11 protein-coding genes are annotated in these 18,596 nt (G+C 43.6%); all 11 read right to left on the bottom strand.

Features of this window, described 5'->3' with window-relative positions; translation table 11 throughout:
- Window positions 1–18: 18 nt before the first annotated feature.
- On the bottom strand, window positions 19–1,074 hold the full coding sequence (locus V7K69_RS20655; RefSeq protein ID WP_335037672.1) for an eCIS core domain-containing protein: 1,056 nt from the start codon (window positions 1,072–1,074) through the stop codon (window positions 19–21).
- A 472-nt stretch (window positions 1,075–1,546) separates the two neighbouring features.
- Window positions 1,547–4,882, bottom strand: a complete 3,336-nt coding sequence (locus V7K69_RS20650) for an eCIS core domain-containing protein (protein WP_335037670.1) — start codon at window positions 4,880–4,882, stop codon at window positions 1,547–1,549.
- Between the two features lie 27 nt (window positions 4,883–4,909).
- Entirely contained in the window at window positions 4,910–6,595 is a 1,686-nt protein-coding gene (locus tag V7K69_RS20645) for a hypothetical protein (protein ID WP_335037668.1), read from the bottom strand.
- A gap of 19 nt (window positions 6,596–6,614) precedes the next feature.
- Entirely contained in the window at window positions 6,615–7,931 is a 1,317-nt protein-coding gene (locus V7K69_RS20640; RefSeq protein ID WP_335037666.1) for a hypothetical protein, read from the bottom strand.
- A complete protein-coding gene (locus V7K69_RS20635; RefSeq protein WP_335037664.1) occupies window positions 7,928–8,341 on the bottom strand; it encodes a hypothetical protein in 414 nt (137 codons plus the stop codon). The genes V7K69_RS20640 and V7K69_RS20635 overlap by 4 nt, the downstream gene beginning before the upstream one ends.
- Before the next feature lie 52 nt (window positions 8,342–8,393).
- Window positions 8,394–9,629: a hypothetical protein gene (locus V7K69_RS20630; RefSeq protein ID WP_335037662.1), complete on the bottom strand. Its 1,236-nt coding sequence runs from the start codon at window positions 9,627–9,629 to the stop codon at window positions 8,394–8,396.
- An 83-nt stretch (window positions 9,630–9,712) separates the two neighbouring features.
- Window positions 9,713–12,529, bottom strand: a complete 2,817-nt coding sequence (locus V7K69_RS20625) for a hypothetical protein (RefSeq protein WP_335037659.1) — start codon at window positions 12,527–12,529, stop codon at window positions 9,713–9,715.
- On the bottom strand, window positions 12,519–15,314 hold the full coding sequence (locus V7K69_RS20620) for a phage tail protein (RefSeq protein ID WP_335037656.1): 2,796 nt from the start codon (window positions 15,312–15,314) through the stop codon (window positions 12,519–12,521). The genes V7K69_RS20625 and V7K69_RS20620 overlap by 11 nt, the downstream gene beginning before the upstream one ends.
- Before the next feature lie 65 nt (window positions 15,315–15,379).
- A complete protein-coding gene (locus V7K69_RS20615; protein ID WP_335037654.1) occupies window positions 15,380–17,470 on the bottom strand; it encodes a putative baseplate assembly protein in 2,091 nt (696 codons plus the stop codon).
- On the bottom strand, window positions 17,471–17,863 hold the full coding sequence (locus tag V7K69_RS20610; protein WP_335037652.1) for a GPW/gp25 family protein: 393 nt from the start codon (window positions 17,861–17,863) through the stop codon (window positions 17,471–17,473).
- A 35-nt stretch (window positions 17,864–17,898) separates the two neighbouring features.
- Window positions 17,899–18,585 carry a hypothetical protein gene (locus V7K69_RS20605; protein ID WP_335037649.1) on the bottom strand — a complete coding sequence of 229 codons (687 nt, stop codon included), beginning with the start codon at window positions 18,583–18,585 and terminating at the stop codon, window positions 17,899–17,901.
- Window positions 18,586–18,596: the final 11 nt, after the last annotated feature.

The following is an 18,596-nucleotide window of genomic DNA, read 5'->3' as shown; positions in this document are numbered from 1 at the left end:
TAATCAAGGGTTGACACTTTAAGGAGGACTAAATGGAACCAAAGTTAGTTGGCTTCCTTTCATGAAGGTTTTCGCCTTTTGAAAGGCGCGAACCACCAACTGACGCTCGCTTGCCTGCGCCTTAGGGTCGAGCTTCCAGAACGCATCGTTCAAATTCTCCCAAATCTGAGCAACCTTGTCCGGCAAACGGGCCACTCCAGTCTCGGTGGCATGTAGGAGTTCCCAGGCCCCTGCTTCTACCTCATCCGGAGCCATGTCGCCTTGGCTGTGAGCTAGGTGCGATTGTTTTTGATGTGCAAGTGTTTGTTGCCATAGTACGTGTTGATACTCGTGCATGATGACAGAGTAAAAGTAGGACACGCTGGAGAATGCGGAAGAACCAACCTTTACCTTTGCTGGCTCAGCCTTTTCTGGGGTGCTGAGATAGTCCCAGCTTGGCATCGAGGTTGTTGCATCAGACGCCTTTAAATTGGGATCATAGGTCATTTTCTTATCAGCCAGCAGATTCAGATCAATCTCGTGGTCCATATACTTGTATCCGACCAGCGTATCGATTGCTCCCTGGAAGTCACCGGCCTTTATCAGGTTTTCTACCTCTTCAGTCCTTGTTGGGCCGAGTCCGGGGGCTGAGTCAGGTCGAGACGCTGGGGTCGAACGTATCGCGGGTTGACGCTGGAGCGTTCCAGCACTGGAGCATTGCTGAACAACATGCGTCAACTCATGGGCAGTCAACGCATCCTTGGCAGGAGCCTTTCCCGCTCCAAAGTAAATATCCTGCTTGTGTGTAAACGCCTGGGCATTCAAATCCTGATTCATCTGAACAGATTCTCTACCTGTATGCACCCGCACCTGACTAAAATCTGCCCCAAACCGTGGCTCCATAAAAGAACGCACATCATCGGGTAACGGGCTTCCTCCCCCTTTGCTGCTGTTTAGCCGACCCTCAAGATTTCCTCCAGCCTCTTGGTTCCCATCTGGCGCGAGTTGCAGCGATGGCTTCATTTGAATCTTTTCTTTCTCTTTTTTAGGGCCTATCTCCCGCTGAATGGATCGATCGCTTTGAGGTGTAGCCATAACGTGAGCCGCTATTCGATCGGCTTCTTGCTCATAGCTATCCCCTGGCTGGTTCACAGTCAGCTTCGCTTGGATTACTCTACCTACATAGTTATTCCCATAACCACGTTGCATTTGCCGCCATAACCCAGTCTGCGATCGCCCTGGCACCCCTCCCAACGCCTCCGCAAACTGCTCTGGCGGAGCTGCCGGACTCCCACCCCCGATCGCCCGCATCACCCGTTGCCCTATCATCACTCCCTGCTCTACCTCAGCTTCGTTGGCGGAGCCTCTCCCTTGGGGAATCTCCCTCTGGTTTACCCGCACCGGAGGATGATCTGTCGATGTGTCATTGGTTACTTCAGGCGTTGTCGTAGTACGAGAGTCAAACATGGGCTGCTTTACTCCACAGTTTTCGGAAGTGTTAAGCGTTGGATTTTGTGCTTTAATCCAATTCGTAATATAGAGTATGCAATCTCAACCCAGCAAATGACTACGGAATCTTGGTGGGGACAGGTATGCCTGCTGCTTTTTCTACTTCCCAGTATAAATGACCAAATCGCCAATCGACTTCTTTAGCTTTCTCAATAATCTCAGCGGCTGTTGGTTGTCGTCCAAAGCTCTTCACGAAGTCAGCATGCCAGTTTTGCCAATGTGTTGTGATTTTCGCATGTACATTGCTCAGTTCACCTGGTGTAGTCCGAACACCGCGTAGAAAAGCTGGTCCATCTACGTTGATTTTTGCTTTTCTTAAAGTTTCCCGAAATTTTTGTGGAATCGAATGGTGCACCTGCCATTCCTTTCCACCTGGAAAATCAGGATGAAGATTAGAAAATTTTCCTCGATAGTTCCCAGCTACACTCTCTGCTGTATCAATAGCCTTTGCCTCGGCTAAAACTTGCTTTGTCTGTTGAGGTGTGAGTCCTTTTGGACTCGACGTGGTGGATGTTGAGAATTTGAGTTCTTCTGAGAGTTCTCCCCATATTTCCTCACCTTTAACAATTTTCTCTTGACTCTGTACAAACCAGTTTTCGTACTCAAGTACACCTCCACTACGTCTATATTTCTCAAACCGCAGATGATCGCCAAGTACTGTGCCTTTAGAGTTAGACTTAAGTGCTAATTCTAAATTTTCAGCCGACATCAAACTGATTTCCCGCAACCGATCCATGCGTTGTGTCATGGCTGCAATCTTTGATGCTCCAGGCTCTCCTAGTTTTACCAATTCTTCAAGGCGAGGTTTCATTGACGGATACATATCTAAAACATCTTGATAGAGCCAAAAAATATTTCCACACTTCTTAGAACATCGGAACGCGCCATTCTTAGTAACAATAATTTCGTGTTTTTCTACACCTTCGACCGCTGCCTCAGCCAATTTTGCCGTATCAAGAACTTCTTTATCAACGATTTGAGCGGCTCCTTTGGCTTCCGAAGTTGCAGCTTTGCCAAGCCCTTCAACCTCCTTCACCATGCGATCGCCCAATTGCTTCCCAATCCGATTACCTTCAGCACGAAGTAGAGCTTCTGCTCCATGTTCACCTGCAACGACTGCACGGCGTAACCCACTCAGTGCCCGGAATGCTTTCAATGCCATACCTACATCTAAGATGGAACCTGCTACTCCAAGTGCAACCCAGAAAAGAGATGGCTCATTTTGGGAAATTGCCCTAGCCCGATCAAAATCACTTCCTGATGCGGCTGATTGAACCATATACTCTTGCAAGTCGGAGCCAGCAACGTAGGCACCCAGTACAGCACTAGTTCCTCCCGCCACAGCCGATACAACAGCCAAACTGCCTCCACCCGTGGGAACAGCAGCAAGGAGACCCAAAATCAAGGCAATGGTACCGATCGCTTCTTTCGTTTCTTTTGCATCTTGTTTGGCTTGAGCGACAGAATTAGCCTTATCCTGAATCACTCGCCACTGCATCGTGCCACGATCGATCTTGAGCTTGACCCGTGCCCCTTCAACAATGACAGGGACATCCCATATAGTAATGGTGCCTTCACTGACATAGGTTTCGGTTTTCTGGATTTTTTCAAACTTCTCAGCCAGTTGACCTGCCAACACATTTTTCAACTCATTACTGGGGTTGACAATATCCCCAAGATTGCCACCTTCTTGAGCATAAACAGCTAAAATAGGAAATTCGGCTTCTTTCTCTCTGCGTAACTGATTGTACTCTTCCTGGGCGTTGATTAGTGGGATGACATCCAACGCTGTTTGAGGGGTAGGAAAAGCTTTTCCTGGTTCAGTCTTTTCGCTTTTTTCCTTCAGCTTTGTAATTTGTGCTTGTTTCTTTTGTAGTGCCTGTGCTGCCTCAATCAGTTTTTTACGAGACGCTGCGCCTTGTAACTCTCTTCGTCGTTCATATTCTTGCTCCCACTGTTGGTTGGCATTCTGCTGTTTAATATCGTATGGATTTTTGGCTGCTGGAAAGGCAGTGGTGCGAGTTGGCTCTGTTTTTTTGACGACTTCTGGTGGAATACCGTAGTGACTCGCTTCTGTCATAACCCTTAATTCGCTTTGTGTCAGCATGTTTGAGAGTGCGATTTCACCTTCATGTTCAAAATCTGACAAAGTTTTTTTATTGTCATTCTGTAGCTTTTCAAATTCTGATTGCACAACTTTAGCAATAGATCGGGTCAGATCTTGATTCTGAATACGATGTTCTGTCTCAGATACTGTAGATTGAGGTAGTGGGGCACCACTAACATCACCTGGAGCATACTTTGATAAATCCTCAGTCAATTTCTTATTGGAGTCGAGTTGCTGTTGATCATTTTGAGGAGTCTGAACCAAACGATTGACAAAGCTTTCAGTGCCGTTTTCTCCGCTGCTGACAATCATTTGTTCAAGCTGCCATCTCGCAAACTCAGTATTTGTAGAGAGTAATACGCCTTCAAAAGTAATGGTTTCAGTCCCAGCCCCTGGAGGTATCTTTTTAATAAGACCCGTAGCAGGTATAACACCGGCTGGGATTGCGATCTGATCTACATCTTTAGTAGAATCTTTAGCAGAATCTTTAGCAGAATCCTCTTGCCGCTGAAGTACTGCGTTAGTTAAGGTAGCAACAGGGGCTATCATCTGGGAAGTCAGGCTTTCACTCATTGCCTCTGCTTCACGTTCTGCGGCATCATTTGAACTACTAATGGCTTTGTTTTGAAGTGATGTTACATTGTTGCGTTGTTGTACAGTGTGCGTTAACTCATGAGCAATTAATTTTTGTCCTTCATGAGATTGAGGTTGATAGTATCCTCGTCCGAAATAAATATTCCGCTCTGTCGTAAATGCTTGCGCCTCGATCTGTTTAGCTGCCTCTGCTGCCGAACTATCCGTATGAACCTGTACATCACCAAAATCCTGACCAAACCTCGATTCCATAAACGATCGCGTCCCCTCATCTAACGGATGCCCCGTTCCACTCCGCTGCATCGCTGCCTCAAATCCATCAGGCACAGCGCCAACCTCTCCCTCCCCTTTGCGCTGAATCTCTTTTTCCTTCTTCTCACAATCAGCACAGGCACCATTTCCATCCGCCTTACGCTGAATCACGGCTCCCACATAGCTGTTGCCATAACTCCGCTGCAACTGTCGCAGCATTCCAGTCTGCGATCGCCCCTCTATTACTGCTAACGCGCCTGCAAACTGCTCTGGTGGAGTTTCTGGACTGCCACCCCCAACCGCCCGCATCACTCGTTGCCCCGCGATTGCCCCCTGCTCCACCTCACCCTCGATCGCCATCTGATTCTCCCGCACCGGGAGATGAGCCGTCGGTGCGGCATTTGTTGTTTCAGGGGTTGCGGTAGTATGAGAATCAGACATGGGATGCTTTTCTCCAGAGATTTATCATCAGTCAAAGGTAAAAATCAATTGGCGATTCTCCAAAGGAGAGGCTCCACCAACGCCCAACCACGGTATCTGCCAACGAAAATCCTCAAACCCTGCCATCCTCAATACCATTTGCAAAGGACAAGTCAGAAAACGTACCTGAATTTGACTGCCAGAAACTGCAATTTCAGCTTGGCTGGCGAGGAAATTAGTGTAAATATAAGCAGGACTACTGTTACTAAAAGCACCTAGTTTTGCGGTAAATCCTCGCACAATAGCAGAACTGACGGCAGCTAGGGCTAAATTGACCTCTGGGTTAGGTAAGATGGGTATGGTTTCGACATTCAATGAAAACCAGTCTAAAGGGTTGTGTTGCTCTGAGGTAAGCGCACGTTGATAAATAAACATTCCTGCACCTTGGGTAACTGCTCGCAAATGCTCCTGAAATTGCTGAGTAAAATCTGCGTGCATTGCTGCGGTTAGATTAGCGAGATATGCTTGTAACCATCCTGACTCTGGAATCGAAGCTAAACCAGCAAACAAAGCTAGCGATCGCTCTTTGAGAGCTTGTTGCGTGTTTTCGCCTCCCAAACACTGAAGGGCAATCAGCCATAGGAATAATTTAGCTTTGGGAATGCCTGGAGGTTCAGGATAGACGCAGTTTTGCAAGAAATCGTAAATTTTTAGCTCGGCGATCGCACCCACTAATAAAAATATCCCACCAAAAGGGGTAATAACTCTCTGACTCAAAGACTGTGGTGTTTTTTGTGTTAATTTGCTTAATAAATTAACCACCTCTGTTCCGGTGAATTCGCGCATCAAATTAGTCAGTAATTGTTGTGGGCTACCTCTACCTAATTGGCTAAATGCGGCATTCCGATTATCCGATTGCAAATGAGAGAAAAAAGCTGAACGGTGAGTTATGTTTTCCACGGTTTGCCATAGTTGCAACAAATCGCGGATAAAACGGGCTAAATTCACGTCCGGGCCTAATTCGGGACGCTGTTCTATTAAATTAAGATAAAGTCGAGCTACATCCCGTGATAACACAGAAGTAAGATTTAAACGGTTATCGAGTAAAGCCAGCAAGTTTTGCAACCAAATGGTAACAGTACTTGGCAGAAAAACTCGTGGGCTAGGGGGTAAAAGACATCGATTGACGATAGTTTCTACTTCCCGATCGTTGAGGTTTGCAAGTAATAAATCCAAACTACCCCATCGAGTCACTTGTAAAAGTGCATCCCTTCCTATATCCCCATCTGCCATTAATACATTTAATGTTGCCTGGCTCAAAGAAAAAGACCGCAAGGCATCAAATTCGCTATAGTACCAACAATCCCAAGCTCGACCCCGCAACAGATCGACCACAAAACTAGCTAAAAATTCTCCTCGGTTGCGAAAAATTATGACGTTATTGTCCTGTTGGCTAATGGTTTTACCAATATTATTGGACAGTGCATTAGCCCAAGTAGATGCTAATTGGCGATCGTCAAATTTGTGAGGATCGCAGGTGAGATTTACATCTATTTGTTGGATGAAATAAATAGTTTCATCTGTTTCAGAGGTATGAAAAATTTTATCTTCCCAAACACGGGGAAGTAGATTAATAGCAATATGGTCTAACCGACGTTGGAGGTCAGCAGAATTTAATAGCGATCGCGCTACATTATACTGGACATTAAATTGGTGAATCTCAATAGTTTGCATAGGTTTAATTGTGCTAGCACTACTCCCAGGCTATCCAATCTAATTGCAGATTTTGAGTCCAACCATCCACTGAATCTACTCGAATTATATTTACAGTAAATTGTTTTGCATCAAGAGAACGGGTTGAAACGGCAAAAGTGTCTGGCCAGGTAGTATTTGGTTCGGCACGCGCAGAAGCAATGACTTTAGGGATGCCCGAAAAATTCACTGGAAAAGTAACAGTGATTTCTTTATTTTTACTAGCACTGCTTCCCACCGCAATTGTGCCACTTTCAATTTTGGAAAGAACTGTGCCGTTATTCAGACGAAATGAACCAAGTACATCTAAAGTTGCCCCTGGAGTAAGTGTTTTGATACCTACATTACCTTGAGGAGTAACGGTGAACAGATCGCCATTTTTTTCAGTCCACAGACGGGCATTGCCATCAGGGTTATACCAAACAAAGCGATCGCCCGCTACCGGAGGAGAGGGCCATGAGGTTAACGTCCGTTTCACAAAACCAAACTCTGCAACCGATCCAGTTACATCAATGCCACCATCACCCGTTGTGGCAGTAAACGGCCCAACCGTTAGATACTTCGTCACTTGTAACGTGCCTGATAACTTCACAGCTACATCATCGTAGGCTGGATCGGATGTAGACGCTGGTGGTGTGGATTTGGTTCTTCCTCGGAGGAGTAATTGATTATCTGGGGCGATCGCTTCTGTGGCAACAACCCCGACATAATGACGACCTTTTTGATTGACTGGATCTACTGGAACAGCACTGGTGATAATGTTCTGAGAAGGATTGGCAGGATTTTTATCCCAAGCAATCGTTCCCAAATATATGTACCAAGGAGCCTGTTGAGGATCGTCTGGCAGAGATTGAAACGCTTGAGGCACTTCTTTGCTGTCATCAAAAACGAAATCTTGCCTATAAACAAGTCGAAATGATTCGCGTATGCGAGTGAATTCGTCTTTGCCATTGCAAGTTTCATAGCCTGTAGCAGGTCGATTTGTTGGTTCAATTGTGTAGGCAATCCAGATTTTTAATAACGCAGGTAAAGATTGACCTGACAGTTGATTGGCGATCGCTATTAAATTCAATTCCTCTGGCTCAAACACCACAATTTCTCGCCCATACCCATCTACTGCTATTCCAGGTTGAACTGCCCAAATTTTTGAGATGGGATCTTGTTTAATTTCCAACCCAACGACAATACCCCAACTGTGGTGAGCAATCAGGTGTCGGCGACGCATTTCAATATGATAAGCTTGCTCATCTTGAAAGTCTTGGGTTCTGAGATACTGCTTTTCGTAATAACGCAGTCGCTTAATTTCATCTGGAGTCATTGCTTTTGCTCTCCTAATACTCGAATCCCAATGACTCGCCCTTGATAAGTTAATAGGTCTACACGGCTGCTAGGTGCAATTGTCCCGATGGTTGCTCCTAAATTTCTCAAACTATAAGCCTCTTGAGCATTAACTATCTTCATTTCGGTCGATTGAATACTCTGGCGATCAAGTAAAATTCGCACTTCTTCTAGGGGGCGATCGTAAATATCCATCGCCGTAATAGTATCAGGATTGGCTAGTTGTGAAATTTTCAATACTTTGACTTTCTCAAGTACAGATGCAGAGAAATCTCCAGCTATTTTGAGTAAAGCTTGACTGCGATTTATTGCCGTAACAATATTTTCAAATACTCTATCTTGTGGTACTGGCTTTGGGGTATTTGAATTGTTTTGTGGTATGGTATTCATCTAAATTATTCTCCTAAAATTTACTTCCAAATAATTCTTTGATGAAAAAATTTTAGCCCATTCCTCTGATATTTAATTGCTTGATAACTTGACTTATATCTAAATTGCAACATAAACTTTCGGCGATTTGTGCCAGAGCGGCAAAAAGAGGCTGAATCCAATACTGTAAAGCCGGCCCTGTTATCAACTGTTTGCGAGAGATATTACAGATTTTTTCGATTTTGTCTTCTTTGATGGTTAGACAAGCTAATATGATCCCTTCTTCTTCATTACATTCAGTACCAGGAACTAGAAGCGCATCACAGATACAATCTAAGACCAACTGGAGAATTAAAAGAAACATTTTTCCTAACGCTTCTCTAGCTTGTTGATTATAATCCTCTGAACTAATACCCTCTGGAATGGGCATGGCAATGCTTTTAATTTCTGCTAGGAGATCGCAACGGGTTCTCGGCTCTTTTTCGTATAGCTTTAATACGTAGCTTCGCATTCTATTAAAAAGTTGAAGTGCTTCTTGAGTAAAATTACCTGAATTGTTAATTGTTTGAAACTCTTGCACAATATTCAAGAATTCTTGGTCTTCAAATAAACAAGTCAAAACTCTACATAAAAAGCTGTGAGAAGGTGTCAGGGCTGCAAGAGTTTTTAGAATCTGTATTATTGGGTTTGAAGCGTTGTTGGTACTAGTTATGCTTGTTCCTCTCAACCAACTGAGGTCAATGTTACAACGATCGGGTTCTGGCTTTTCGACTAACTCAAAATGGAAAGTCTCGCGGATGCGGGAAGGTTCGCAACGAACATTTTTACATCCGTTATCGCGGATCAGAGCAGTTACAGGTTGACTGGGTTCTTCGTCATAAAAAATTGCCAGACAGTACTCTTTTGACTCTCGATCGCATTGGGATTTATATTCAATTAGTTCGCGATCGCAGTAGGGAGTTTCTTTTTGTTGTTTGAAACAATCTAGAACGTTAAAAGATGCCTCCTGACAGACGACAATATCGTTACCGCAGCAGTCAATGGCGTAACCTGCCTCAATAATCACACTACCATCACAACAAGGATCGCAGCGAACAGCCAAACCACAAGCTACACCCGTTCCCACCAAGTAGCGATTATGCAGCCTGTTTTTCTCGATTACATAACGTTGAGCAGCATCAAGATCCTTATCAGTGAGCATTTGACCGCCAAAAAATCGCGGGCGTTCAAAACATTCTACGCTGCCACAGGTAGGACAACTTTTAGATTTTGTTTTTGTTTTCTTCGATTTTTTTGATTTAACAGCCATAAAATTAAAACCTCTTATTGTATGTAGCGAACCAAATTTTTCCTAATTCTTTATGATGTTTAACCGATCAAGAAATAACGCTACTAGCCTTTATCTGGCTGAGGACGATCGCCAATCCAAAACCAACTTTCAAAAGTACCGCCTTGAATACCAACATTGCTACCGCGAGGGCGATCGCCTGTGGGTAATTCTGCCCGCACAAACTCTGCATCTATTGCTCTAGCTTGAGTTGGCTCTTGGCTATCCAAAACAAAATCACCATGTAAACGCACCCAGATTTCATTAATGCTACTACCCTCATTTGCTCTAAATCTCGGGAATCCTTGATCGTCAAAGAGAATAGTCTGATCATCAAAGATAAATGCTGCTGCTCTTGCCATTGGTCCTGGAATTTCCTCAGCTGCGGTAATGAGCTTTCCATTAAGGGTAGGTCTCACTGGTAAAATTCTCCCCTTGATTGGGCAACGGCACACTACACCGAGTTTTTTCAATCTAGGATCGTGTTCGACTAAAACTTGGAACACATGGTCTGCATCAATCTGATTAGGAGGTTGAAATGGTGAAAGAGGGTTTGACACCAACACCCGACGGGTAAAAGCAATTACAATTCCTCGAACTAGATCTTTATTTTCACGAATAATGGTGACAAGGGGATTCTTACCATTATTGTGAGTCCAACTGAGTGCAACAATTTGGGTTAGCCCGGATTCTAAACCTTCCCCTGGAGTGCCATCGTTTCCGGGGTTTCCTTTAATGTTGCCAACTAAAGTCCAAGAACTATCATTTTCTCGACGATAAACGTCGTCGCTGGTTGTATTGAGGTAGTAGTCTCCTGGATTGGCAACCAGAGCATTTGTAGGATTGATAGTGCCATTGAGCCACTTTGAACCTGGGGTACCGGGTATCCCAGGTGAACCGGGCAGACCTTCTTGTCCCTTAGTTCCTCCACCAGTTTCCAACGCACACATAACTAATTGCTTGAGAGTTTCGGTACTGGGTACTAAGGGACGGAATTTCCGGTTTTCCAGCCTATTATTAGTAATCTTGGGGTCTTTTTGATAGTTCTTAACGTAATCCTCTACGATCGCTAGAGGTACACAATTATCCTCTGGACATTCAGGACACCCATCTAAAGCCTGCCAAATAATCTCACTACATTGCGTCTCCTTAACATCAATTACCGACACACCACCGCAACTTGGCAAAGAAGAACTACCCTTACCCGCAGCGTACAAACGCCTTCCTTCAGGTTCTAAAACCAGATATTGCGGTTCTGAAACTACAGAGAAAACTGATGGTGATAACGCCTGGGTAGGATCTGTGGCAATTTTGTCTCCATCGACAACTTTGATAATGCCTTTGCTGGCGCTGTCTTTCAACAATACATAAGCCCATTTACCTGAAGGAGAAACAGCGATCGCCACTGGAATGTCTATGCCGATCTCAATGCCTGAAAATGAAGCAGCACCAGCGGGTTTAATTTCGGGAAAAGGTTGGGAACTGTCCTCAAGGCGAAAGGCACGAACTTTCTTGTCTCCTGTGGTGGAATTGGTAACTGAGTACAGTCGCAGACTATCTGCTGAAACAGCTAACAGCACTGGCGGATCGGTGGTGGGAATGGAAATGGGTGGGTTAACTAACTGGGAAGTCCCGACCTTAAATACTTTGATAGCATTATCAGTTCCTGCTTCTCCAAGCAACACCCAGTTATCATCGGGACTGACGGCGATACTACGGGGATTGCTGCCTGTATTCACTTCATTAAGTTTAGGCGAATTGGTGCTTCCCACATTTATACTCGGATCAGCATTCGCTTTCGTAATGATTTGAGCGTTCCAAATCGAGATTTTCTGAGCATTTAGATCGAGGGTGTAAATGTTGTTACTATCTTTCTTCTGGCTGGCAACAATCTGAGGAGGCTTATCTGCAAAGCCGGAATTTAGAGGAAAATCGCCACTAGCATCAGTTGTTTCAATTCTTTGGGCTTGAGGTAAATCCTGTCCTGTGGAGGTGTCTTTAACTTGAATAACTTGTAAAAAATAATTACCCGAACCGGGTGAGCTTGGTATTTCGACATACCGCAGGATATAGAGAAATTGTCCCGTTGGTGCGATCGCCAGATCCACCCCACGCCCTTCAGGAACGCCTGGTTTTCCTCCCAGCAGTGGAATAGTGTACAGTAAGCAGTGGTGGGTCGCTTCATACACCATGATTTGACTTGGATTAGCCGCCGTCAGGACATAAATTCGCTCTCCTTTAGGGTCAAGTACTACACGAAAAGCATTATCTAAGCTCAGAGTAGTAATCCAGTCCAAATTTACTCCCACAGGTTCCTCGTGCTGAGGTTTTGGCAGGTCTTTCAACAGTTGCAGATGAATTTCAAACCCTTCCACAATTCGGTTTGCATCACAACCAAATTCATCACAACCACATTCGGAATAAAGGGCGGGAACAAATTCAGTTTTGCACTCCTCGTAACACAAGGAAAATAAGAGATGGTTCTTTTCTTTTGGGTCAATGCTTTTTAAATCGATATTTTGGGCAGCAAAAAGCTTAACTAGATCGATATAAACTTTTTCTTTGACTACAATTTCTCGACCGCAACAATCGAGGGCTAACCCAGGTTCGAGAATGACAAAGCGATCGCGACAGTCTAGGTTAGGATGTTGGACAATCTTCAATCCGCAAACTGTACCATAACCATGTAAATAACGGTTGTGCTGGCGATGTTTGCCAATTTGATATTCTTGTTCGGCTCGAAAATCTCGTTCAGCTAGAAATTGACCCGTAAAATAGTTTAACCGCTCATCAGTAGCTAAGTCACATTCCCTACACACTTCTTGATCATATTTACCGTTTTCCATAACTTCTCCTGATTGGTTAATTTGTTTAGCCCACAATCGTATTTACCCCAACCCGCTTTTGTCCCACTGCGATCGCAGGGGTTTGGCTTTCTGGCGCACTATTTAGAACTGTGTCATATCCCAAGGTGGAACAATAATTTAGTACCAAACGCGGATAAGTTCCCACCAAAGTATCCATACCTACCGTAGATTGCACCCCTACACGGAAGCGAGATTCAACTTTTTCTAAGCTGTATTGGGTATGACCTGGCTTTTGGTCTTCAATGACGGCGCGAATTTGGCGTTCTATGATCGGTGGAGACTGGGTGCTGGGAATAAATACGCTGAAACGGTGTGCATAGAGGGAAAAGGGGTCGTGTTCTGGGTCAGATGTTCCTACCAAAGCAAAATCACCAATACGCGAATTTTCCCCTAATTGCAAGCGATTGATAATGTGGTTTCCCCAGAGTTGCGATCGCCCACCCAAGCTAGATTGACTATTGAGAAATAACCAGCGTCGCAGTCGAAAATGTTCGAGAATTTCTACTTTTACGCCAAATATTAACCACAGTATATGTTGTAATCCTGCGGGAGTTCCTCGTTGACGGTATAATTCGGGAGCATGACGCAACAGCCGGCGACAGGTTTCTAAAGACCAACCCTGATAGAAAGTCATATCTACCCAACTAGCCAACCACTCCAAAAATTGGCGATCGGGTACTCCATCTGGGTCAAAATATTCGGCAATATGGTCAATTTTTGTTTCTACACTTCCTAATACCGTCTCAAAGATGGAAAGAAAACGGTCGAGAAAATCTTTACTTACAGGATCTGCTTGATAAACTGCTGGCAAATATTGCAAGTAACTTAAACGGGGAAAATAGGCTTTTAAGTGTTTGATAGTTGGTGTATCATTGCCATTGCCAACAAAGTTAATTTTTAACCATAAAAAGCGACCGGGTGGACTCAAAATCAATAAGTCTTCGGGTTCTATTGGAGATTGATTAAGGTCGATGATGGCAGATAGAGAGGAGGGATTAATTGTTTTAGTCTGATTTTTCAGAACCGAGATTAACTGCCCTGTTTGCCAATCTTCATCTGGTAGTGCTTGAATATCCCAATCTTCTAACTCTTCTTCTGAAGTATAAGTCCATACTTGGATGCTAGTGCCCGTAGGAATGCTAGAAATATCGAGTAGAACTTTATGCCATTGACAGTTATAAATATTGCTATCTAGGGAACGTGAGAAATAAGTTCCTTCCTGTTCAAATTTAGTAGATAGCGGAATCTGCGCCACCCCTAAATCTTCACCTACTACAATTAAATTCCCACTAATATCCTTTGCCATGCTAGTGCAGTGACTTTGCCCATTAGCAGAGCAACCTTCATAGCATCCGCCAACTTTCAGGTCATAATAATGTAACCCTGTGCTATGTGCTAAAACTAATTGTCCTTGTTCATTTATGGCGATCGCTGTGGGTAAAAAAGAACCAGGAATATGGCTAACATAGGTAATTTTATTAATTATCCGTCCTTGTGGATCTACTACTTTGACATAATCCTTGTCTTTGTCAACTACATAAATATTTTCCTGACGATCAATTGCCAAATGGGTGGGACTATCAAATTTTTCATCTGTTTCTAAGGAATAGATATTATCCCATTCCACTAAAATATCTGTAGACTTTCTAGCTTGAATTGTTTCTAAAACGAGTTGACGGGCAGATTCAAGAGTATTAATATTATTATTTATTTCAATAGCTTCATTGAGATTGGCTGGATTTCTACCCAAATTATTAGACCATTTTTCTAGTCTTCGACGAGCCGGAATAAAAACAAAGCGATCGCCTTTGTTATTGCCATATAATACTTGGAAGAAATGGGCATTTAATTGAGTGCCATCAACGATTGTAAATTTTCGCTGGCGATTATCAAACTTTTGCAAGCGATGGTTATTTTTGTCTGAAATCCAGACATTACCTTTACTATCAATAATCACATCCCAAGGTTCGTTAAACTCTCCAGCTTTATCTCCATAAATACCGCCTTGTTTACCCCAAATAGCCTTCAATAATAAACTAGATAAAGCAAAAATTTGAATTCGGTGATTTTTCGTATCGGCAATATAAAAATTCCCTGTTTGAGAAATTGCTAAACCACGAGGTTCGTTCAACTGGCGTGCTGCTTTACCTAAACCACCCACACAGGGTAAAGGTTCAATAGAGGATTTACAAATATTTCCACTGGGAAGATGAGAAGGATAGGCTGCTTCCCAAGTTTGGCTAATAGTTTCTTTTTCTAATTCTCGTACTTCTGAGCCTGAATTACACAAATTCTTGACCCTTTCGGGTTCGTGGGTTTGGATATAGCACAAGATTAATTTACGAGCCAGATTTTCATCAAAAACCCGCTCTTTAATTACTTCTATATCAGCAAAACTTTGGGGATATACCTGGCGAGAAGGTTGCCAAAGTTCTAATCGTTTAGCGGTAGGAACATAAACAAAAGTATAGCTAGTAAAAGCTCCTCGATCAATGCGAAAAAACTTCGCCCAAACTTCCCATTTATCCCGACGCGTGAGGCGGAAAACTTGATGATGGCTAGCGTCAGCAATGTAAATATTTCCCCCATTATCTACTGTAACGCCTGTAGGATTGGTCAATCCTCCAAATGTGCCTTGAGCATCCTTAAGAGGTAGAGGAGGACTGGGAATCGATGCCAGTTGCAACCCTATTGGTGTAATTTGTAGATTGGTTAACTGCTGCGCGTGCCAACCATCCTCAGCATTACGTCCTTGCTGACTATCTAATAAAAAATAAGTTGAAGAATTTAGTTCGGACATGGTTGGCTTCCAGTGAATTCAAAATCTAAAATTTAAATAGATGCAAGTGGAAACTGGAGAATCGCCTATGCTTCAGTGGAGAAAGTGACATCAATGTCGTGTCCATCGGAAAACACTAAGAAATTTTTGGGAATGGAGGCATTTGTACAAGGAAGTAGGCGATCGCCATCAATGACAATTCGCAGATCATCAATGCGTTGAACGCCATTTACGGTTAGCACTCGCCGAAAAACTTCGGAATGAATCACTTCACCTCCTAACGGCCAACCTAAACCATCCTCTCCACCAGTCAAAGGATGTAAATAGGAGTTTAAAACTTGTTCGATTTGTGTTTTTACAACTGCTGGGTTAGCACTGGGGCGAGTCAGAATTCTAGCTTCAACTTTGACTTGTAGGTATTTGGGTGGGGCAACAAACACTTCGGTGGTTAACAGCCGATGACGGTTGAGATAAGCACACACCGTCTGCATAGTACCCTCGCTAGGAATAGGTTTTGGTTCCTTGCTTTCAGGGATGACTATGACTGTAATTGCACCGGGAATTAGTGTATCGGGGAACTGAGGATGGTAGAGAGGGAGAGCATAGGCGCGTCTTACCCGTACTCCTGGGGTTTGTTGGGCTAAAAACTCAAAATCTTGGTTAGTGACAGCGCGATCGCGAGCTTTGAGTTCTTTCGGCGCACGGGCTTTGGTGAGAGCGATCGCTTCTTCATCATCACCGCCTTCGGCCGCCCAGTAGTTGGTAACTGTATCTACGCCATCAGCACTTGTCTGCAAACTGGCGATCATCCCAGGTGCAACATTACTATTGGTGCCACCACCATAACGGTAGTAGCGAACGACAATATTATTGATGCCTGCTAAGGGAATTCGCCCTCGTTCGCCGTTCCCAAAGGTAATTTCTCCAATCGTGCGGTTGAGAAGATAATGGCGATCGCCAGCACTAGAATTAAAAAAGTCCTCTACTTCTTCCCAAGGCTGTGCTTCTTGTCCTTCATCAATTTCTAGTAAAAAGCCTTTAATTAATTCCTGTTGTTGCAGTTGTTTATCCCATAAAATCCGTTCTGCTTCATTAGGGTTGGGTGTTCGTCTATTTTGTTCTTGAAGCCGTTCTTCTACTGGACGCACAGAACTAGCAAAAATGGGTGAGTGTAGTAAGCTCAAACTTTGATTGGGTAGACCATCGCTCGAACCTAACACTTGATCTTTAACAGTTGTAACTGCGGTAGCACGGACTGTATTAGTTAATACTGCATCTAATTCGGGAGGGTTTTCATATTGTGACTTCACTAAATGGCAGCGAATCCAGTATAGAGGCTCAGAAATAGAACCAAATATCCTTTTTTGAATGCCAGGTGGTTTGGGAGTACGAACGTATACATGACCGCTTTGAGTTAATGCCCGCGTTTCATCTTTAAGGAGACTTAACTTACTCCAGTCAGAGCCATTCCAATATTCCCAAGCAATTGTTGCCGAAGGATGGATTTCATTTTCAGGCAAATCGCAACGATGCTCTTGGGCAGTATTTGGCTCTATAAAAACACGCACAAAAAGATTCATTTCCACCGATGGGAAAGGATTATCTGAGGCAAAACCAAGTAATAGAGCGTTACCATCGCGGGGACTACTACCAAAAGCAGGATATCGCTGTTGAGGAAATTTATTTGCCTGGGTGTAATCGATAAAACTTGTGCCGTTGAATATGAGTACAGTTTGCAGTGTTGCTCCTATAGCAATTAATGGTTCATCTGTCTCAAAAATTACTGGTTCTTCGGGTTCTGGGGGCAAAGTAGGTATTGCCAAGGCACTAGGTGGCAGTGGTTGTACAACAGCAGCGATCTGAGTCCCTCTAGGAATAAATACAGTAGCGGGACTGGGTGAAACCAGTGTAAAAGTTAATTCTGCCTTAGCAGGAACGGCAGGTTTTTGTTCAACTCCGATTAATTGGAGGAATTTAAGATAATTGCGATCTGGTACGCGGTTGAGGCGAAACAGCACAATTTCTCCCAACCAAGAAAATAACTGCATCATCGTGATGCCAGGATCGGAAAGATTGTGATCTGTCCATTCTGGAGCATAGCGGGGAATCAGCGATCGCAATTCTGCAAATAATTCCGCAAAACGCCGATCGTCTAAGTTGGGAGGTTGGAGAGGCATTTAAGGCTCCGTTAGGTAAAAGGGATAGACTAAGTTACGCTTGGCATTGTTAGCACGTAGGCGATAATCCACATAAATAAGTAATTGGTTATCGCTATCGGGGAACGTTTCCACCCGCACGTTCTCCACATCTATTCGTGGTTCGTATTCTGCTAAAGATTTCTGGATTTCATAAGCAATAGAACCTCGCGTTCCTGAATTGTTAGGCGCAAATACATAGTCATAAATGCCACAACCAAAATCTGGCTCCATCACTCTTTCGCCTTTGCTAGTACTGAGAATAATCCAAATGGCTTCTTCAACATCCTGTTCATGAGTAGAGTAGGATAATCCGCCTCTAGCATTCACTCGGATAGGAAATTTCCACCCTACTCCTAAAAAGTCTCTGGCCATATTTAATAACTCCTTAGCTTTTTATTTGTCAAAAACTATACTGGCAAAGCATCAATGGCCTGTTGTAATTGTTCGAGTATTGTATTGAGATTTTCTAATAGTTTGGGTAAATCTTTTTCTCCAGAAAGATTAGCGAAAGAGGGAAGATTAAGTGATACTCCAACAATTCCTATAATTGGCTTAATAATATCTAGCAAAGGTTCAATTACAGCTATTTGTTCCATTAACTGCTCTAGTGAAATTTGGGCATTGTTGTTGGCACAGTCCAGGGAAGCCAACAACACAGGGTTTCCTTGAGCCGAATTCAAATCAATGCCCACCTGAAAATCCAAAATACTTTTAATTGCTTGGATAATACATCGGAGGTAAGCAATAATTAGTCGCAAAATATCTGCCAGCATTTTAGGAAGCTTGTCAAAAACCAAAAAGCAATCCGCAGCTTCAGCAGCAGATTTACCAATATCACCAAGCTTACCAACAGGATTTCCAGGTTCTGCCAATTTTGCTAGAGACTGAACTACCTTTAATACCCTAAGGAAACAGGTCATTCCCGCAAGAGTGGGAGTAAGTTGCAGCATCAAACTATGTACTAAAGCACAATCAGTAGGCGGTCCTTTTGAGGTATCAGCCAGTGATTGCAACTCCCCACCAAAAGGCAGAGTTATTGTTAATTTTTTGGCTTTAGGTAAAGGTACACAGGGAATTTTATTGCTGTCAGTCATAACGTTTTCTC

This window comes from Nostoc sp., assembly GCF_036917775.1.
Classification (GTDB): domain Bacteria; phylum Cyanobacteriota; class Cyanobacteriia; order Cyanobacteriales; family Nostocaceae; genus Nostoc.
Note: the sequence above shows the minus strand (reverse complement) of the source record. Positions and strands in the feature narration are given on the sequence as shown.